Below are 18,284 nucleotides of genomic sequence, written 5' to 3'. Positions count from 1 at the left end.
AGGAACCTCATCCACCGAAATGGACGGGGTATCAACTTTTGGCGTTGATTTTTGGCACGCTGTTGAGTTCTCAAGGAACGGACGCTTCCTTTGTATTCACCCTCTCGGGCTTTCCTCCGGGCTTTTCGTTCTGTTCTTGCGTTTCAGACTCTATCAGAGTCTGTCTCGCTTGTTTTCCGCCTTCCAGTTCTTCGCTTTCGCGTTTCCCTTTCCGGCGAGTTCGACTCTATCAGATCCTTTCGGGCCTGACTCCCAGTCAACGGGGTTTGTCGTTCGGACTGTTGGGCCCTTGCGACGAGTGAGACAGTAGCGGATTCCTTGCCCCCGAACCTAATCGGCGGCTGCGTCCGTGGACGCGGATTCCTCATTCGCAAATACGCATGAAAACGGGACGACAAAGTGAGTCGTTCGTTCGAATGTGTAGTGCGGGATGGCTGTCCGGGGACCGACCGGGGTCGGCGCTCACTTCGGACAACTCGAAGAACCTTACGGATCCGGCACAGGTGTGTCAACCCCCGGCTGACCCGCCCCACCGAGGGCACAAACCTGACGCCGTCCTCACGCCTCAGGGTCTAGCCTCTTCCCCATGACTACGCGTGCGCTCACGCTCGACCTTCGCTGGTGGGCCGCCTGACGGCGGCCGACCATCCACGCGAGCACGCACGCTCTCGACGGCCGCCGATCACGGCGGCCGTTTCTGTTTCTCCCCTCCCGGGAGTGGCTCGGTCGCCCGACGCGGTGGCGTCGACGCCCACACCGACACGAGCAGGGAGCAGGAACATGACGAGGATCTTCAGCGGGGTCAAGCCGACGGGGCATCTGACGCTCGGGAACTACCTGGGGGCCGTACGGCAGTGGGTCGCCGCCGAGCAGGAGCCCGACGAGGCGCTGTTCTGCGTGGTCGATCTGCACGCCCTGACCGTCGAACACGATCCGGCCCGGGTGCGCCGGCTCAGTCGGCAGGCGGCGACGCTGTTGCTCGCCGCCGGGCTGACTCCCGAAAAGTGCACGCTGTTCGTGCAGAGCCACGTGGACGAGCACGCCCGGCTCTCGTACCTGCTGGAGTGCACGGCTTCGGACGGGGAGCTGCGGCGGATGGTGCAGTACAAGGAGAAGGCGGCGAAGGCGCAGGCCTCGGGGGAAGGGGTGCGGCTGTCGCTGCTCACCTATCCCGTGCTGATGGCCGCCGACATCCTGGCGTACCGGACCGGGGAGGTGCCCGTCGGGGAGGACCAGCGGCAGCACGTCGAGCTGACCCGGGATCTGGCGGTGCGGTTCAACCAGCGGTACGGGTACACCTTCACCGTGCCCAAGGCCACGCATCCGGTGGTGGCGGCGCGGGTCATGGACCTGCAGGACCCCCGGTCGAAGATGGGGAAGTCGGGGGACACGGGGCCCGGGGTCGTGTTCATCCTCGACGAGCCCGAGGCGGTGCGGAAGAAGGTGATGCGCGCCGTGACCGACAGCGGGGACGGTGGCGTCGTCTACGACCCGGCCGCGCGTCCCGGGGTCGCGAACCTGCTGGACATCCTCGCTGCCTGCACCGGAGGTGAGCCGGCCGCGCTCGCGGACGACTACACCGGGTACGGGGCGCTCAAGCGGGACGTGGCCGACGCGGTCGTGGAGCTGCTGCGGCCGGTCCGCGAACGGCATGCGGAGCTGGCGGCCGATCCGGGAACGGTGGAGGCGGTGCTGCGCGCGGGGGCCGGGCGGGCGCGGGCGATCGCGCGGCCCGTCGTCGACTCGGCGTACCGCGCCATCGGGCTGCTGGAGCCCTGAGGAGAGAGGGGCTCGTTGTCGTTACGGGGCTGCGCGCGCAGCCCCGTAACGGACGGCGGGTGTCAGCTGTTACCGGAGGCGAGTTCGCGGCTGCGGTCGCGGGCCGCTTCGAGGGCGGCGATCAGGGCTGCTCGTACGCCGTGCTTCTCCAGCTCCACGATCGCGTTGATGGTGGTGCCGGCCGGGGAGGTGACGGCTTCGCGGAGCTTGACCGGGTGTTCGCCGCTGTCGCGGAGCATTACGGCGGCGCCGACGGCGGCCTGGACGATGAGGTCGTGGGCCTGGGCGCGGGGCAGTCCGAGGAGGATGCCGGCGTCGGTCATGGCCTCGACGAGGTAGTAGAAGTAGGCGGGGCCGGAGCCCGAGAGGGCGGTGGCCGCGTCCTGCTGGGATTCCGGGACGCGCAGGGTCTTGCCGACGCCGCCGAAGATCTCCTCGGTGTGCGCGAGGTGTGCGGCGGTGGCGTGGCTGCCGGCCGAGATGACGGACATGGCCTCGTCGACGAGGGCGGGGGTGTTCGTCATGACGCGGACGACGGGGGTGCCCTGGGCGAGGCGCTCCTCGAAGAAGGAGGTCGGGATGCCGGCCGCGCCGCTGATGACCAGGCGGTCGGCCGGGACGTGCGGGGCGAGCTCTTCGAGGAGCTTGCCCATGTCCTGCGGCTTCACGGTGAGGATGAGCGTGTCGGCGCGCTTGGCGGCCTCGGCGTTGGTGACGGCCTCGACGCCGTAGCGGGTGCGGAGCTCCTCGGCGCGTTCCGGGCGGCGGGCGGTGACGAGGAGCTTGGAGGCGGGCCAGCCGCCGCGGATCATCCCACTGAGCAGGGCCTCGCCGATCTTGCCGGTACCGAGGACTGCGACTGTCTGGGTCATGCCCGATTCACCTCGCCGAACTGTTGGTGCGTATACGTCGTCTGCGTGGCCATCCTTGCACCCGGGCGGCGAGCGGCGGTGTCTTGTCCGGACTGCGGTCAGGCCCCCCGGTCAGGGCGTCCGGCGGCGGAGGGTCGCGGCGCCGAGGCCGAGGACCAGGAGGGCGCACCCGGCAACGATGCCGGCGTCGCGGACGAAGTCGGCGGTCATGTCGGTGTGGGTGAGGACCTGGTTCATGCCGTCGACGGCGTAGGACATGGGCAGGACGTTCGAGAGCGCTTCGAGGACGGGCTGCATGGTGTCGCGGGCGGCGAAGAGGCCGCACAGCAGGAGCTGGGGGAAGATCACCGCCGGCATGAACTGGACGGCCTGGAACTCGGACGCCGCGAAGGCGGAGACGAAGAGGCCGAGTGCCGTGCCGAGCAGGGCGTCGAGCAGGGCGACGAGCAGGAGCAGCCACGGGGAGCCGACGACGTCGAGGCCGAGGACCCAGAGGGCGACGCCGGTGGCGAGCAGGGACTGGACGACCGCCATGGCGCCGAAGGCGAGGGCGTAGCCGGCGATGAGATCGCCCTTGCCGAGCGGCATGGCGAGGAGGCGTTCGAGGGTGCCGGAGGTGCGTTCGCGCAGGGTCGCGATGGAGGTGATCAGGAACATCGTGATGAGGGGGAAGATCCCGAGGAGGGACGCGCCGATGCCGTCGAAGGTCTGTGGGCTGCCGTCGAAGACGTAGCGGAGCAGGACCAGCATCAGTACGGGGACCAGCAGCATCAGTGCGATGGAGCGCGGGTCGTGGCGGAGCTGGCGCAGGACGCGGGCGGCGGTGGCGGTGGTGCGGGCGGTGCTCATCGGGTGCTCCCGTGGGGGGCCGGGGTGGTGGTGGCGGTGGCGTTGGCTTCGGCCTTGGCTTCGGCGTTCGCGGCGTCGACGAGGTGGAGGAAGCCCTCTTCGACGGTGTCGGTGCGGGTGCGGGTGCGCAGTGCCTCGGGGGTGTCCTGCGCGAGGATGCGGCCCTCGCGCATGAGGAGGAGCTCGTGGCAGCGCTCGGCTTCGTCCATGACGTGGGAGGAGACGAGGAGGGTGGCGCCGCGGGTGGCGGCGAGGTCGTGGAAGAGGTTCCACAGGTCGCGGCGCAGGACCGGGTCGAGGCCGACGGTCGGCTCGTCGAGGACGAGGAGTTCGGGGCTGCCGAGGAGGGCTACCGCGAGGGAGACCCTGCTGCGCTGGCCGCCGGAGAGGTTTCCGGCGAGGGCGGTGGTGTGGGTGGTGAGGTCGACGTCGGCGATGGCCCGGGTGACGGTCTCGCGGCGGCGCTCGGCGGCGGAGCGGCCGGGGTCGAGGATCGCGGCGAAGTAGTCGAGGTTCTGCCGGACGGTGAGGTCGTCGTAGACGGAGGGCGCCTGGGTGACGTAGCCGATGCGGGAGCGGAGTCCGGGGTGGCCGGCGGGGTGGCCGAGGACGTCGAGGGTGCCGGTGACGTGGGCCTGGGTGCCGACGACGGCGCGCATCAGGGTGGACTTTCCGCAGCCGGAGGGGCCGAGGAGGCCGGTGATGCGGCCGCGGGGGACGTCGAAGGAGAGGCCGTCGAGGACGGTGCGGGGGCTGCGGCCGGTGCCGCGGCGGACGGTGAGGCCGTCGGCGTGGACGGCGACGGCCGCTCGGTTATTCATCATGTGATGAATAATGCTCCCGGCGGTGCCCCGGCGCAAGACTGGGGGCGGTGCCGGTCCGGGGCTACTTCTTGCGCTTGGGGCGGCGGGCGGCCGGGTTGCCGGTACGGGAACCGCGCCGCCGGGCGAACTCGGCCGAGGCGCGCTCGTACTCGGTGCGGCGCAGCTTCTCGCCGGGGGCCTCGACGAAGCAGCGCAGGAAGTACGCGATGAGGCTGCCGATGAAACCGATCGCCTTCAGACCCTTGAGGGCGGTCTCGTCGGAGGAGGGGGGCTGCCGGCGGCTGAAGGATTCCCAGGTCTTGACGAAGGCGATGGAGCTGGCGATCGCGAAGAGGATGACGACCGAGATGCTGAGGAACGCGCCGACGTTGCCGATCTCCAGGCCCTCGTAGGAGAAGCGCAGCAGGAAGGCGCTGATGACGGCGAGGACCAGCGCGCCGGCGGCCACGCCGACGCGGCGCGCACCGTAGCCGCCGTCGTGGTTCACCCAGGTGGTGCCGAAGAACCGGATCGGCTCGGGCTCGGGCCCGGTGGGCACGGCGGGCTGCGCCGGGGCCCCGGCGGCCGGCTCGGCGGGGGTCTGGTCTCGCTGGTCGTCGCTCACACCAGCGATTATCCCCCGCCGGGCGGGCGGGACCCGGGGTGTCTCACGGGCCGGGCCGTGGGGTGGTCCGGATGGCCTCAGGCGCAGCGGGTGGCGACGTAGCCGTCGCTGCCCGTCTTCACATAGGCGTCGGCGACGAACTCGCCGTTGCCGATGCAGTCCCAGATGTTCGAGGTGCCGTACGGGCCCGAGACGTTCGTTCCCTCGCACTGGCAGTGAATCGAGACGTACGCGCCGAGCGGCAGGACACGGACGACCCCGTAATTGGTGCCGGGACCTCTACGGACGTTCACGCGATAGCCGGGCGCGACCGGGAACGTCGGAAATCCCGACCCCGAGGTCAGGCTCTCGACTTGGCTTGAATCACTCTCAACGGACATGTGAAATAACCCCCCTAGGGCGTTGCCCTGCGCAACTCGCGCAGGGTAGCAGGACCTTGGAGATTCGCACGGACCATCGACTAGGCTCCGGCGGGGGTGGTGAGCGGTGCGTTCAGCGCGGACGGACTACGCGGGTTTTCCGGAGTACGCCGGGCAGTACCGGCTCGAGTCCGTGCTCGGTTCGGGCGGCATGGGTATCGTCCACCTGGCCACCTCCGAGTCGGGGCTGAAACTCGCCGTCAAGATCGTGCATCCGCAGCACGCCGTGGACCCGGAGTTCCGGGCCCGGTTCCGGCAGGAGGTCGCTGCCGCGCGGCGGGTGAGCGGAGCGTTCACCGCGCCCGTCGTGGACGCGGATCCCGATGCCGAGCGGCCATGGATGGCCACGCTGTTCATCGACTCCCCGACGCTCTCCGAGCGGGTACGGGACCACTTGCTGGAGCCCAGGGAGCTGACGCGTCTTGCTGCCGGACTGGCAGAGGCGCTGCGGGACATCCACCGGGCCGGGGTCGTGCACCGGGACCTGAAGCCCAGCAACGTGCTGATGGCCCCGGACGGAGTGCGGGTCATCGACTTCGGGATCTCGCGGCCGGCCGACAGCGATCTGCGCACCGAGACGGGCAAGCTGATCGGGACCCCGCCGTTCATGGCGCCCGAGCAGTTCCAGCGGCCGCGCGAGGTCGGGACCGCGGCCGACGTGTTCGCCCTGGGCGCCGTGCTCGTGTACGCGGCCACCGGGCGGGGGCCCTTCGACTCCGACAGCCACTACCTCGTGGCGTACCAGGTGGTGCACAGCGAGCCCGACCTGACCGGTCTGCCGGAGCGGCTCGTGCCGCTGGTCGCGCAGTGCCTCGCCAAGGATCCCTCGGAGCGGCCGAGCGCGGACGCGCTGATCGTGGCGCTGCGGGCGGTGGCGTACCCGACCGATCTGGACACGCAGGCCTTCATCCCGCGGCCGAGGCAACCGGTGCCCGACGAGGAGGCCACGCACCGGCGGGAGCGGATCGCCACCCCGGCCCCATCCGCCCCGGGCCGCAGACGGCGGACCCGGGTGGCCGTCGCGGCGGTGGTCGGGCTGCTGCTGGCGGGTGGGGCCGCGGGCGGCCGTCTGTGGTCCGCGCCCGGCGACGAGCCTCCGAAACGGGCCGCCGCCCCGGCGGTACCCGCGCCGCAGCGGGTCCTGCCGTGGTCAGTTCCGCTGGGTGCATACGCCTCGGCATGCTCCTGGCAGGCATCGGCCCTGTACTGCTCGGGGCCCGAGTCGGCCGCGATGCGGCTCAGCCCCGGGGACGGGTCGACGGTGTGGTCCGTACGGGCGGCCGTACCGGACTCCCGGCCCGCGGCCGACGGTGCGCCGCTACGCGGGGGTGGGTTGGTCCTCGCGGTGGCGCCGGGAAGCGGAAGCGAACTGCTCCGGGCACTGGATCCCGCGACGGGCGCGGAGCGCTGGAAGCGGACCCTGCCAAGCGGCGCTCTCGCCCTGTCCGCAGGCGGCCATGTGCTGATCACGGCGGTGGACGGAGCCGTCACCGCGCTGGATTCCGCGACCGGCACCCCACGGTGGACGAAGAAGATCGGCAGGGTCGGTTCCGTGTGGTGGAGCGGCCGGGAGGAGTCGGGGGAGCCTGCCGCGCTGTACGTGTCGACGCCCGATGAGAACGGCAGGGCGACGCAGCTCTCGGCGGTGGACCCGGCGAGCGGAGCGCCCCGTTGGCAGATCCGGTCTGCGGGGCTGCTCCGTCCCGTGGGGACGGCGAGCGGCGGAATGTACCTGCTGGACAGCGACGTACGGACCAGGACGGACGCGGTCGTACGGGTGGACCTGACCACGCATGCCGTACGGCGGGTGCGGCTGGCCTCGCCGCTGTACGAGGCCCAGGCGACGGTGGGGCCGGACGGGGTCGTGTACGCGTTCGGGGCCACGGGCGCGCTGGCGGCGATCGGCACGGCCAAGGAGGAGTGGCGGTTGGAGACGGGCGTGGCCCGGGCCTCCCGGCCGGTGTCCGCCGACGGGAAGGTCTACCTGAGCGCTTCGGACGGGCGGCTGCTCGCCGTCGACGCGGCTGCGGGGAAGCTGCTGGGGCAGACCAAGCCCCGGATCGGCTCCGGGAGGGACACCTTCGCGGCGAGCCTGCCCGCCCCCGTCGTCGGGGACGGGCGGGTGTACGCCTCGGCGCCGGACGGGACCGTGTTCGCCGTGGCCGCGGGGGATCCCGCGGGGTGGTGACGCCCGGCCGGGCTCGCCCGTAGAGGTGGAACGCGGGCGGCGGGCCCCCGGGGGCGCGGGGGGGGGCGGGGTGGGGGGGGGGGGGGGGGGCGCCGGGGGGGGGGGCCCCCCCGGCGGGGCCCCCCCGTCGCGGTGGCCCGGGGGCGCCCCCCCGGGTGGCGGGGGGGGGGGCCCGGGGCCGGTGCGGGGGTGGCGGGTCAGCGCTCCAGGAGGCTGACGTCGCGGACCGCGCCCTTGTCGGCGCTGGTGGCCATCGCCGCGTAGGCGCGCAGGGCCGCGGAGACCTTGCGCTCGCGGTTCTTCGGGGCGTAGACGCCGCCCAGGGCCTCGTGGCGGGCGGCCAGCGTGGCTTCGTCGACCAGGAGCTCGATGGAGCGGTTCGGGATGTCGATGCGGATGCGGTCGCCGTCCTCCACGACCGCGATGGAGCCGCCCGAGGCCGCCTCCGGGGAGGCGTGGCCGATGGAGAGGCCCGAGGTGCCGCCGGAGAAGCGGCCGTCCGTGATCAGGGCGCAGACCTTGCCGAGGCCGCGGCCCTTGAGGAAGGACGTCGGGTAGAGCATCTCCTGCATGCCGGGACCGCCGCGCGGGCCCTCGTAGCGGATGACGACCACGTCGCCGGCCTTGATCTCCTTGCGGAGGATCTTGTCGACGGCCTCGTCCTGCGATTCGCAGACCACGGCCGGGCCCTCGAAGGTCCAGATCGACTCGTCGACGCCGGCGGTCTTCACGACGCAGCCGTCGACCGCGATGTTGCCGCGCAGGACGGCGAGGCCGCCGTCCTTGGAGTACGCGTGCTGGACGGAGCGGATGCAGCCGCCCTCGGCGTCGAGGTCGAGGGTGTCCCAGCGCTCGGACTGGGAGAAGGCGGAGGCGGAGCGCTGGCAGCCGGGGCCCGCGTGCCACAGCTCCATGACCTCGTCGGGGGCCGTGCCGGAGCGGGCGTCCCACTTCGCGAGCCACTCCTCCAGGTTGGCGGAGTGGACCGTGGTGACGTCCTTGTTCAGCAGGCCGCCGCGGTGCAGCTCGCCGAGCAGGGCGGGGATGCCGCCGGCCCGGTGGATGTCCTCCATGTAGTACGTGCCGCCGGGCGCCACGTTCGGCGCGACCTTGGCCAGGCACGGGACCCGGCGCGAGATCTCGTCGATGTCCGTGAGGTCGTACTTCAGCCCGGCTTCCTGCGCGGCGGCGAGGAGGTGCAGGATCGTGTTCGTGGAGCCGCCCATGGCGATGTCGAGGGCCATGGCGTTCTCGAAGGCCTGGCGGGTCGCGATGTTGCGGGGCAGGACCGACTCGTCGTCCTGCTCGTAGTAGCGCTTGGTGATCTCGACGATCGTGCGGCCGGCGTCCTCGTACAGGGCGCGGCGGGCGGTGTGCGTCGCGAGGACCGAGCCGTTGCCGGGGAGGGCCAGGCCGATGGCCTCGGCGAGGCAGTTCATCGAGTTGGCGGTGAACATGCCGGAACAGCTGCCGCAGGTGGGACAGGCGTTCTCTTCGATGCGCAGGACGTCTTCGTCGGAGACGCTGTCGTTGGAGGCGTCCACCATCGCGTCGATCAGGTCGAGCTTGCGGACGGTGCCGTCGACGAGGGTGGCCTGCCCGGCCTCCATCGGGCCGCCGGAGACGAAGACGACCGGGATGTTGAGGCGCATGGCGGCCATCAGCATGCCGGGGGTGATCTTGTCGCAGTTGGAGATGCAGATCAGTGCGTCGGCGCAGTGCGCCTCGACCATGTACTCGACCGAGTCCGCGATCAGGTCGCGGGAGGGGAGGCTGTACAGCATCCCGCCGTGGCCCATGGCGATGCCGTCGTCGACCGCGATGGTGTTGAACTCGCGGGGGACGGCGCCGGCGGCCAGGATCGCGTCGGAGACGATGCGGCCGACCGGGGCCAGGTGGGTGTGGCCGGGGACGAACTCGGTGAAGGAGTTGGCGACCGCGATGATCGGCTTCCCGATGTCCGCGCTCGCTACGCCCGAGGCGCGCATCAGGGCACGTGCGCCTGCCATGTTGCGGCCGTGGGTGACGGTGCGGGACCTCAGCTCGGGCATCGGATCTCTCCCCATGTGTGCGGTGACGCGCGCGCCTGCCGCGACTGTGGATATGGCTCGGTTACGAGGCTACGCCCCCTGCCCGGGATCCGGACGCGCTGTCCGGATCCCGGGACGGGCGGCTCAGTGATTGGGCACGGGTGGGGAGCCTACGGGGCTGCGCGCACGGGCGCCGTCATTCCTCGGTGAGGTAGCGCTGGAGGGTGGGGGCCACCAGGTCGATGATCGTCTCCGGGTCCGCCGATGCGAGGGGCTCGACCTGGACGACGTAGCGCAGGATCGCGATGCCGACCATGTGGGAGGCGGCGAGCTCGGCGCGGAAGGTCGGGTCGGGGACGTTGAGGTCGGCCGCGATCCGCTCCAACAGCCGGTGCAGGATCAGCCGGCGGAGCACCTTCGCGGCGGCCTCGTGGGTGAGGGCCGAGCGGATCACGGCGAGCAGCGGGGTCCGGGTGACCGGGTTCTCCCAGACGCCGAGGAAGTAGCGGGCCAGGCGCTCGCCGATGCCGTCGGGGCCCGCGCCGATGATCGCGGGCAGGACGAGGGCGGGCTCCATGCTGAGCTCGATCGCGGTGGCGAAGAGCTCGTCCTTGCTGCCGAAGTAGTGGTGCACCAGGGCCGGGTCCACGCCGGCGGCCTTGGCGATCCCGCGGACGGAGGTCTTGTCGTAGCCGCGCGCGGCGAACTCGGCGCGGGCCGCGAGGCGGATGCGCTCCTGGGTGCCGGGGCCGTCGTCGGCCTCGTCCTGGCGGGGGCGGCCGGGGCCGCGGCGGGGCTTCGCCGGCGCGGGCTGCTTCGTCGGGGTGGGGTCCGGCAGGGGCTCGGTCATGGGTGCGGGGTCCTGGGTGCCGGGCCGGGGGCGGTCGCGAGGTGGAGGCGGGTGAAGGCCAGGGCCTCGGCGAGGTCGGCCTCGCGCTCGGCGGAGGACATCGCGCGACGGGTGTTGACCTCGATGACGACGTGCCCGTCGAAGGAGGTGGCGGCGAGCCGCTCCAACAGTTCGGCGCAGGGCTGGGTGCCGCGGCCGGGGACGAGGTGCTCGTCCTTCGCGGAACCGTTTCCGTCGGCGAGGTGGATGTGGGCGAGGCGGTCGCCCATCCGGTCGATCATCGCGGTGGCGTCGGTACGGGCGGTCGCGGTGTGCGAGAGGTCGACCGTGAAGTGGCGGTAGTCGTCCTTGGTGACGTCCCACTCGGGCGCGTAGGCGAGCATCTCGCGGTCGCGGTAGCGCCAGGGGTACATGTTCTCGACGGCGAAGCGGACGTCGGTCTCGTCGGCCATCCGCCAGATGCCGGTCACGAAGTCGCGGGAGTACTGGCGCTGCCAGCGGAACGGGGGGTGCACGACGACCGTGCTCGCGCCGAGCTTCTCGGCTGCCGCCTGGGCGCGCTGGAGTTTGGTCCAGGGGTCGGTGGACCAGACGCGCTGCGTGATGAGGAGGCAGGGGGCGTGGATGGCCAGGATCGGGACCTGGTGGTGGTCGGAGAGGCGACGCAGGGCGTCGATGTCCTGGCTGACCGGGTCCGTCCAGACCATGACCTCGACGCCGTCGTAGCCGAGGCGCGCGGCGATCTCGAAGGCGGTCGCCGTTGACTCCGGGTAGACGGAGGCGGTGGAGAGGGCGACTTTCGCGGTCGGGATCCGGACTGGTTCTGCCACGGGGACAGGGTATCGGGGTCGTGGTGACACCGGGCCCGGGTGAGCCGCCCTACGAAGCAACCGCTGAAAGGTCAACCCCCTGCGGAGCCCGTGTCGAAGGAGTCGGGCCCGCCGGGTCGGGGACGGCGGCGCCGCACCAGCCCGTGCCTCACACCCCGACGGGGGTGGACCTTCCGAGGTGGTCCAGGCGGCGGAGGATGACGCCTTCCCGGAGGGCCCACGGGCAGATTTCCAGGGACTCGACTCCGAGGAGATCCATCGCGCCCTCCGCCACCAACGCTCCCGCCAGGAGCTGGTTGGAGCGGCCCTCCGAGACGCCCGGAAGGGCAGAGCGCTGGGCGGTGGTCATCGCCGCCAGTCGCGGGACCCATTCCTCCAGGGACTTCCGGGTCAGGTCCCGCTGGATGTAGAGGCCGTCCGCGGAGCGGGCCGCACCCGCGATCCGGGCCAGCTGCTTGAAGGTCTTCGAGGTCGCCACCACCCGGTCCGGCGCCCCGAAGCGGCTGAACACGCCGACCTTCCGGGCGATCTCGGCCCGTACGTGACGCCGCAGCGCGCGGATGTCCGCCTGGTCCGGCGGGTCGCCCGGCAGCCGGCCCGCCGTCAGGCGGCCGGCGCCCAGGGGGAGCGAGACGGCCGCGTCCGGGTCCTCGTCGATGCCGTACGCGATCTCCAGCGAGCCCCCGCCGATGTCGAGGAGCAGGAGCTTGCCCGCCGACCAGCCGAACCAGCGGCGCGCCGCGAGGAACGTCAGGCGGGCCTCGTCGTCGCCGCTGAGGACGGGGAGGTCCACGCCCGTCTCCGCCTTGACCCTGGCCAGGACCTCGTCGGCGTTCGTGGCTTCCCGTACCGCGCTCGTCGCGAAGGGCAGTACGTCCTCGCACCCCTTGTCCTCGGCGGCCTGCACCGCGTCCCCGATGACGGAGACCAGCCGCTCGACGCCGTCCGGCGTCACCGCGCCGTGTTCGTCGAGCAGCTCCGCCAGCCGCAGCTCCACCTTGTGCGAGTGCGCGGGCAGCGGGCGCGCACCGGGGTGCGCGTCCACCACCAGCAGATGGATCGTGTTCGAACCCACATCAAGGACACCGAGTCTCATGAGGGGAAACGCTACTGGTCCAAAGGCGTAGGGGTGGAGTAAGGGGCGCTTAGGCTGGGGTTTGTGCCAAATACGAAGAAGGCCAACAAGTCCAAGACCAAGGTCGGCAAGGCCGCCAAGGGTGCCAAGGCCGCCGCCGCGGCGGACGAGAAGGGGCTCGACTTTCCGCGGGCCTGGGTGGAGTTCCCCGACCCCGCCGACGAGGAGCAGGTCTTCCGCTGCGACCTGACCTGGCTCACTTCCCGCTGGACCTGCATCTTCGGCAGCGGCTGCCAGGGCATTCAGGCGGGCCGCGCGGACGACGGCTGCTGCACGCTCGGCGCGCACTTCTCCGACGAGGACGACGAGAAGCGGGTCGCCGAGAACGTGGCGCGGCTGACGCCGGAGCTGTGGCAGTTCCACGACGTCGGCAGCGAGACCGGGTGGACGCAGCACGACGACGACGGGGAGAAGCAGACCCGCCGCTGGGACGGTGCCTGCATCTTCCTGAACCGGCCGGGTTTCCCTGCGGGGGCCGGCTGTTCCCTTCACATCCTGGCGGTGCGCGGCGGCCAGGAGCCGCTGGAGACCAAGCCGGACGTGTGCTGGCAGCTCCCCATCCGGCGGACCTACGAGTGGATCGACCGGCCCGACGACACCCGCGTCCTGCAGGTGTCGATCGGCGAGTACGACCGGCGCGGCTGGGGTCCGGGCGGCCACGACCTGCACTGGTGGTGCACCTCGGCCACGTCCGCGCACGGCGCCGGCAAGCCGGTGTACGTGTCGTACCGCGCCGAACTGACGGAGCTGATGGGCAAGGAGGGGTACGAGGAGCTCGTACGGCTCTGCGAGGCGCGGCTCTCCTCGCTGCTGCCGATGGCACCGCACCCGGCCGATCCCGACCCCGTGGCGTAGGCCGTACCAGGGCTAGGGGGCCGGGGCCGGCGTCGGATCCGGCCCCGGCGTGGCTCCGTCCGAGGGGCTCGGTGCCGGGGTCGGAGTCGGGGTGGGTGTGGGCTCCGGGGTGGGGGTCGGCGTGGGAGTCGGGGTGGGTGTCGGCCGCGTCTCGGACGGGCTGGGCGTCGGCGTGGGCTCCGGGTCGGGCGGGGTGGGTGCCGGGCGGCCCCGGCCCCGGATGGAGATCACCGCGCCGCCCGGGTCCACCCCGACCCGGGCGCTCCAGGCCCCTACGGGCTGGGCCGCGGAGTCCACGGTGATCCTTAGGGTGACCGATTCTCCTGGCGCCAGCCGGCCCGAGGTCGTACTGGCGCGCAGCCACGGGGCGTCGGACCACAGCCGCCAGTCGACCGGGGCGCCGCCCGACGCGGTGAGGGTGAGCAGGGTGGTCGCTCCGTGGGTGGAGGCGGCCGCGGTCAGCCGGCCCGGGGCGCCGGGTGCGGAGCTCGGCGCGCCGCTGCTGATGACCTCGACGGAGACGTCGGGGGCGGCTGCGGACAGGGCGAAGCCGGGGTCGTCGGTGGTGACGGCGGCGTTGCCCGCGTTCTCGTAGGCCGTCAGCGGGCGGCCGTCCGTACGGGCCTGCGGGAGCTCCGCCTCGCTCGCCGAGATCCGCGTGGAGCCGTTGCCCACGGGTTCCCCGGTGCTCGGGGCGCCCCGGTACGCGGCCCACAGCGCCAACACCGGGGCCGCGACGACGGTGGCGACGACCGTGGTGGTCACGGCGCGGGCACGCAGCCGGTCGCGGCGGGCCGCGCGGTCCTTGGGGTCCATCGGGAAGCCGGTGCGGTCGAAGCGCGGGCCGGTCCCGGCGCCGCGGCGGCCGCCGGAGCGGAGCATCGCGGCGTGGACGGCGGTGCGCGGGGCCGGGACCAGCGGGAGGGCGGCGGTGTTGATGCCGCCCGAGCCGGGCCAGGGGCCGCCGGCGCCCACGCGTTCGGCGACGCGGCGGCAGCGCGGGCAGTCGTCGACGTGGCGGACGAGTTCGGCGCGCAGGGAGGAGGAGAGGAGGAGGTTCCCGTCTCCCCCGCCCTCCCCGTCGTCGCCGGTGAGCCGGGACACGGTCGGGCAGTTGCCCGTCTCCACGACGGCGAGGGCTGCTCGGGTGCGCTCCACCTCGCAGGCGGCGCCGGAGAGCAGCTCGCGGGCGGTGGCCGGGGGCGTACCGAGGACGGCGGCGAGTTCGGGGACGCCGAGGCGGTGACGGACGGCGAGTTCGAGTGCCTCGCGCTGCTCGGGGGTGGTCCCGGCGGCCTCCGGCCAGGCGAGGCGGGCGAGCTCGGTGCGGCGGTAGGCGTACACGTCAAGGCCGCCGTGGCCGGCGGAGCCTGCGGGGCTGCCGTGGCCGGCGTTGTCACGAGGGTCGCCAGGGCGGCCCGGGACACCGGGCCCGCCGACACCGCCCGGAACGCCTGAGCGGCCGGCCGACGAAACGCCCGCCGACACGCCCGCCGACACGTTCGCCGCCGCGTTCGCGTCGGCGCTCGCGGTCGCGGGATCCGGCGCACGGCCGGCGTCGGCGTGCTCCGGTGCACGCCGGGCGGAATGCGCTCCCCCGTACCCGTAGCGCGTGCGCCGCCGCTCGGCGAGCCTGCGCAGGCAGGCCCAGCGCGCGAGGGCGTACAGCCAGGCCCGCCGGTCCCCCTCGTCGGGGCAGCGGCCGGGATGGCGGTCGGCGACGGCGAGGACGTCGCCGAGCACGTCGGTGGCGGTGTCGTGGTCGCACAGGACCGAGAGGCAGTACGTGAACAACCCGTCCAGGTAGGGCTCGTACCGGAACGGTGGCGGCTGCTCCATCCTGGTCCCCTCGGGGGGCGTGCGCCCGTGCGCCCGGTGTGCGCCGGTGCGCGGTGCGGGGTGTCCCTGGTTGCTGCTGGTCACTCGGTGACCGTAGGCGGCGCGCCGGTCGCGCTCCGGAAGCCTTCACCAGTTTTAGTCCTTACGGGTGAACAGATCGGCGTTGCGCTGACGGGACCCCTGACGGTGCACGCCACGGCGTACACGCCGGGGGGACGGCCGGGGGACGGCCGCGAGACCGCCCCGGGACCGCCCCGGGACCGCCTCGGAGACCGTTGGGGAAGGGCTGTCGGTGGCGGCGGCTACGGTGGGCCGCATGGCTGCCCGTACATCTCGTTCATCCGCCAAGGACCGGCCGTCCTACCGCTGTACCGAGTGCGGGTACTCCACCGCCAAATGGCTCGGCCGGTGCCCCGAGTGCCAGGCCTGGGGCACCGTCGAGGAGCTGGGCGGCGCACCCGCCGTCCGGACCACCGCCGCGGGCCGGGTCACCACGGCCGCCGTGCCGATCGGGCAGGTCGACGTCCGGACCGCGACCGCGCGCAGCACCGGCGTGGACGAGCTGGACCGGGTGCTGGGCGGCGGGCTGATCCCCGGGGCGGTCGTCCTGCTCGCGGGCGAGCCGGGCGTGGGCAAGTCGACGCTGCTGCTCGACGTCGCGGCGAAGGCGGCCTCCGACGAGCACCGCACCCTCTACGTCACCGGAGAGGAGTCGGCGAGCCAGGTGCGGCTGCGGGCCGAGCGGATCAACGCGCTCAGCGACCACCTCTACCTCGCCGCCGAGACCGACCTGTCGGCCGTGCTCGGGCACCTGGACGCCGTGAAGCCCTCCCTGCTGATCATGGACTCCGTACAGACCGTCGCCTCCCCCGAGATCGACGGAGCGCCCGGCGGCATGGCGCAGGTACGGGAGGTGGCCGGGGCGCTGATCCGGGCCTCCAAGGAGCGCGGGATGTCCACGCTGCTCGTCGGCCACGTCACCAAGGACGGGGCGATCGCCGGGCCCCGCCTGCTGGAGCACCTCGTCGACGTGGTCCTGAGCTTCGAGGGTGACCGGCACGCGCGGCTGCGCCTCGTGCGCGGGGTGAAGAACCGGTACGGCGCCACGGACGAGGTCGGCTGCTTCGAACTGCACGACGAGGGCATCACCGGCCTCGCCGACCCGAGCGGGCTGTTCCTGACCCGTCGCACCGAGGCCGTCCCCGGCACCTGCCTGACGGTGACCCTGGAGGGCAAGCGGCCCCTGGTCGCGGAGGTGCAGGCGCTGACGGTGGACTCGCAGATCCCCTCGCCGCGCCGCACCACCTCCGGGCTGGAGACCTCGCGCGTCTCGATGATGCTGGCGGTGCTGGAGCAGCGCGGGCGGATCACGGCGCTCGGCAAGCGGGACATCTACACCGCGACCGTGGGCGGAGTGAAGCTGACCGAGCCGGCCGCCGACCTGGCCGTCGCGCTGGCGCTGGCCTCGGCGGCCAGCGACGTACCGCTCCCGAAGAACCTGGTCGCCATCGGGGAGGTCGGCCTCGCGGGCGAGGTCCGGCGCGTGACGGGCGTACAGCGGCGGCTCGCCGAGGCGTTCCGGCTGGGCTTCACGCACGCGCTGGTGCCGGTGGACCCGGGGAAGGTGCCGGCGGGCATGAAGGTGACCGAGGTCGCCGACATGGGCGACGCCCTACGGGTCCTGCCGCGCGGGCGGTCGCGTACGCCGGCGAAGGAGCCGGCCGCCGACTAGCGGGGACCGGCGGGGACGGGCCCCGGAGCCGCCGGAGCGGCGGCCCGCGGGCCGTTCGGGGCTCCTCACCGCAGGTCAGCGGGCCCGGACGGGGTGCTTCCCGGCCCGGCCGGGCCAAGGCACGGCGGGCGCCGGGGCCGCGCCGGTAGACTTCGGGATGGTCCGCCCGGCCGTACGCAGGCGGTACATCCCGCGACCGGAGGAGTGCAGTGGCAGCCAAGGACGGGGCAGCAGCATCCGGAAAGTCGGGCGCGAGCTCCAAGCAGGACGCCATGATGCGCGCCTCGCTGAGCGCGGTCGCACCTGGTCAGCCCCTGCGTGACGGGCTCGAACGGATCGTTCGCGGCAACACCGGAGGGCTCATCGTCCTCGGCATGGACAAGTCCGTCGAGGCCATGTGCACGGGCGGTTTCGTCCTGGACGTGGAGTTCACGGCGACCCGGCTGCGCGAGCTGTGCAAGCTCGACGGCGCGCTGATCCTGGACAAGGACATCACCAAGATCCTGCGGGCGGGCGTCCAGCTGGTGCCCGACGCCTCGATCCACACCGAGGAGACGGGCACCCGGCACCGGACCGCGGACCGGGTCTCGAAGCAGTGCGGTTTCCCGGTGGTGTCGGTCTCGCAGTCGATGCGGCTGATCGCGCTGTACGTGGACGGCGAGCGGCGCGTGCTGGAGGAGTCCGGGGCGATCCTGTCGCGGGCGAACCAGGCGCTGGCCACGCTGGAGCGGTACAAGCTCCGCCTGGACGAGGTCGCCGGGACGCTGTCCGCGCTGGAGATCGAGGACCTGGTGACGGTCCGCGACGTCACGGCGGTGGCGCAGCGGCTGGAGATGGTGCGGCGCATCGCGACGGAGATCGCGGAGTACGTGGTGGAGCTCGGCACGGACGGCCGGCTGCTCTCCCTCCAGCTCGACGAGCTGACGGTCGGGATCGAGCAGGAGCGGGAGCTCGTCATCCGGGACTACGTGCCGGAGCCGACGGCGAAGCGTTCCCGCACGGTCGAGGAGGCGCTGCCCGCGCTGGACGCGCTGACGCATCCGGAGCTGCTGGAGCTGGCGATCGTGGCGAAGGCCCTGGGGTACACGGGCTCGCCGGAGACCCTGGACTCGGCGGTGTCCCCGCGCGGGTACCGGCTGCTGGCGAAGATTCCGCGGCTGCCGGGGGCGATCATCGAGCGGCTGGTCGAGCACTTCGGCGGGCTGCAGAAGCTGCTGGCCGCTTCGGTGGACGACCTGCAAACGGTCGACGGCGTCGGCGAGGCGCGTGCGCGCAGCGTGCGCGAGGGCCTGTCCCGCCTGGCGGAGTCCTCCATCCTGGAGCGGTACGTCTAGGCTGCGGCCTCGCTCCGCGGGTGCGGCTGAGCGCCGCGCCCGGGGCGCCGCCCCGGGCCCCCCTCCGCAAACGCCGGAGGGGGGGGGGTTGTGGGGGGGGGGGGCGCGCCCCCCCCCCCCCCCGCCCCCCCCCCCGAAAAGAAA

The 18,284-nt window shown here is 72.8% G+C and carries 15 protein-coding genes; 5 read left to right on the top strand and 10 right to left on the bottom strand.

All coding sequences use genetic code 11. The features are described from left to right. The first annotated feature begins 780 nt into the window (after positions 1-780). Positions 781-1,779 (top strand): tryptophan--tRNA ligase, encoded by a 999-nt coding sequence (gene trpS / locus ACFVX6_RS29525; RefSeq protein WP_389696548.1) that lies wholly within the window; start codon positions 781-783, stop codon positions 1,777-1,779. 62 nt (positions 1,780-1,841) lie between these two features. On the opposite strand, the gene proC is transcribed toward trpS, so the two are convergent. The 5 genes from proC to ACFVX6_RS29500 all read right to left on the bottom strand — a co-directional run bounded on the left by proC (position 1,842) and on the right by ACFVX6_RS29500 (position 5,308). Further along, positions 1,842-2,651: a pyrroline-5-carboxylate reductase gene (proC, locus tag ACFVX6_RS29520; RefSeq protein ID WP_266956141.1), complete on the bottom strand. Its 810-nt coding sequence runs from the start codon at positions 2,649-2,651 to the stop codon at positions 1,842-1,844. 111 nt (positions 2,652-2,762) lie between these two features. Next, complete coding sequence (locus tag ACFVX6_RS29515) at positions 2,763-3,500, bottom strand: ABC transporter permease (RefSeq protein ID WP_389696545.1); 738 nt, start codon at positions 3,498-3,500, stop codon at positions 2,763-2,765. Continuing rightward, positions 3,497-4,324, bottom strand: coding sequence for an ABC transporter ATP-binding protein (locus ACFVX6_RS29510; RefSeq protein ID WP_389696543.1), 828 nt, complete (start codon positions 4,322-4,324; stop codon positions 3,497-3,499). Before ACFVX6_RS29510 ends, ACFVX6_RS29515 begins: the two co-directional genes overlap by 4 nt. Before the next feature lie 61 nt (positions 4,325-4,385). Continuing rightward, the gene (locus ACFVX6_RS29505; RefSeq protein ID WP_389696541.1) at positions 4,386-4,928 is read right to left on the bottom strand and encodes a hypothetical protein; all 543 of its coding nucleotides are present in this window, start codon (positions 4,926-4,928) and stop codon (positions 4,386-4,388) included. A 77-nt stretch (positions 4,929-5,005) separates the two neighbouring features. Further along, positions 5,006-5,308: a peptidase gene (locus ACFVX6_RS29500; protein WP_389696539.1), complete on the bottom strand. Its 303-nt coding sequence runs from the start codon at positions 5,306-5,308 to the stop codon at positions 5,006-5,008. 106 nt (positions 5,309-5,414) lie between these two features. Here ACFVX6_RS29500 and ACFVX6_RS29495 point away from each other — a divergent pair, with 106 nt between their 5' ends. Next, the gene (locus ACFVX6_RS29495) at positions 5,415-7,535 is read left to right on the top strand and encodes a protein kinase (RefSeq protein WP_389696537.1); all 2,121 of its coding nucleotides are present in this window, start codon (positions 5,415-5,417) and stop codon (positions 7,533-7,535) included. Positions 7,536-7,732: 197 nt separating this feature from the next. Here the strand turns inward: ACFVX6_RS29495 and ilvD are convergent, their stop codons facing one another. The 4 genes from ilvD to ACFVX6_RS29475 form a co-directional block, all read right to left on the bottom strand. Further along, entirely contained in the window at positions 7,733-9,586 is a 1,854-nt protein-coding gene (gene ilvD, locus ACFVX6_RS29490; RefSeq protein ID WP_389696535.1) for a dihydroxy-acid dehydratase, read from the bottom strand. A 175-nt stretch (positions 9,587-9,761) separates the two neighbouring features. After that, the gene (locus ACFVX6_RS29485; protein ID WP_389696533.1) at positions 9,762-10,415 is read right to left on the bottom strand and encodes a TetR family transcriptional regulator; all 654 of its coding nucleotides are present in this window, start codon (positions 10,413-10,415) and stop codon (positions 9,762-9,764) included. Then, entirely contained in the window at positions 10,412-11,245 is an 834-nt protein-coding gene (locus ACFVX6_RS29480; RefSeq protein WP_389696532.1) for a sugar phosphate isomerase/epimerase family protein, read from the bottom strand. The genes ACFVX6_RS29485 and ACFVX6_RS29480 overlap by 4 nt, the downstream gene beginning before the upstream one ends. A 148-nt stretch (positions 11,246-11,393) precedes the next feature. Next, positions 11,394-12,341, bottom strand: a complete 948-nt coding sequence (locus ACFVX6_RS29475; protein ID WP_389696530.1) for a Ppx/GppA family phosphatase — start codon at positions 12,339-12,341, stop codon at positions 11,394-11,396. Positions 12,342-12,404: 63 nt separating this feature from the next. Between ACFVX6_RS29475 and ACFVX6_RS29470 the strand changes: the two genes are divergently transcribed. Further along, a complete protein-coding gene (locus tag ACFVX6_RS29470; RefSeq protein ID WP_389696528.1) occupies positions 12,405-13,235 on the top strand; it encodes a hypothetical protein in 831 nt (276 codons plus the stop codon). Positions 13,236-13,247: 12 nt separating this feature from the next. Here the strand turns inward: ACFVX6_RS29470 and ACFVX6_RS29465 are convergent, their stop codons facing one another. Next, a complete protein-coding gene (locus tag ACFVX6_RS29465) occupies positions 13,248-15,158 on the bottom strand; it encodes a hypothetical protein (RefSeq protein WP_389696526.1) in 1,911 nt (636 codons plus the stop codon). Positions 15,159-15,390: 232 nt separating this feature from the next. Between ACFVX6_RS29465 and radA the strand changes: the two genes are divergently transcribed. Both radA and disA read left to right on the top strand, forming a co-directional pair. After that, on the top strand, positions 15,391-16,806 hold the full coding sequence (gene radA, locus ACFVX6_RS29460; RefSeq protein ID WP_389696524.1) for a DNA repair protein RadA: 1,416 nt from the start codon (positions 15,391-15,393) through the stop codon (positions 16,804-16,806). Positions 16,807-17,015: 209 nt separating this feature from the next. Then, positions 17,016-18,140 (top strand): DNA integrity scanning diadenylate cyclase DisA, encoded by a 1,125-nt coding sequence (gene disA, locus ACFVX6_RS29455; protein WP_389696522.1) that lies wholly within the window; start codon positions 17,016-17,018, stop codon positions 18,138-18,140. Positions 18,141-18,284: the final 144 nt, after the last annotated feature.

Origin of the sequence: Streptomyces sp. NPDC058289, assembly GCF_042880975.1 — a bacterium.
Lineage (GTDB): Bacteria > Actinomycetota > Actinomycetes > Streptomycetales > Streptomycetaceae > Streptomyces > Streptomyces stoeckheimensis.
This window is presented reverse-complemented; position numbering and strand designations above follow the sequence as displayed.

Bases quoted from the DNA above. Each gene is read 5' to 3' on its own strand.
- proC (WP_266956141.1), bottom strand. From the start codon at position 2,651: ATGACCCAGACAGTCGCAGTCCTCGGTACCGGCAAGATCGGCGAGGCC.
- ilvD (WP_389696535.1), bottom strand. From the start codon at position 9,586: ATGCCCGAGCTGAGGTCCCGCACCGTCACCCACGGCCGCAACATGGCA.
- ACFVX6_RS29510 (WP_389696543.1), bottom strand. From the start codon at position 4,324: ATGATGAATAACCGAGCGGCCGTCGCCGTCCACGCCGACGGCCTCACC.
- ACFVX6_RS29485 (WP_389696533.1), bottom strand. From the start codon at position 10,415: ATGACCGAGCCCCTGCCGGACCCCACCCCGACGAAGCAGCCCGCGCCG.
- ACFVX6_RS29515 (WP_389696545.1), bottom strand. From the start codon at position 3,500: ATGAGCACCGCCCGCACCACCGCCACCGCCGCCCGCGTCCTGCGCCAG.
- trpS (WP_389696548.1), top strand. From the start codon at position 781: ATGACGAGGATCTTCAGCGGGGTCAAGCCGACGGGGCATCTGACGCTC.
- radA (WP_389696524.1), top strand. From the start codon at position 15,391: ATGGCTGCCCGTACATCTCGTTCATCCGCCAAGGACCGGCCGTCCTAC.
- ACFVX6_RS29475 (WP_389696530.1), bottom strand. From the start codon at position 12,341: ATGAGACTCGGTGTCCTTGATGTGGGTTCGAACACGATCCATCTGCTG.
- ACFVX6_RS29500 (WP_389696539.1), bottom strand. From the start codon at position 5,308: ATGTCCGTTGAGAGTGATTCAAGCCAAGTCGAGAGCCTGACCTCGGGG.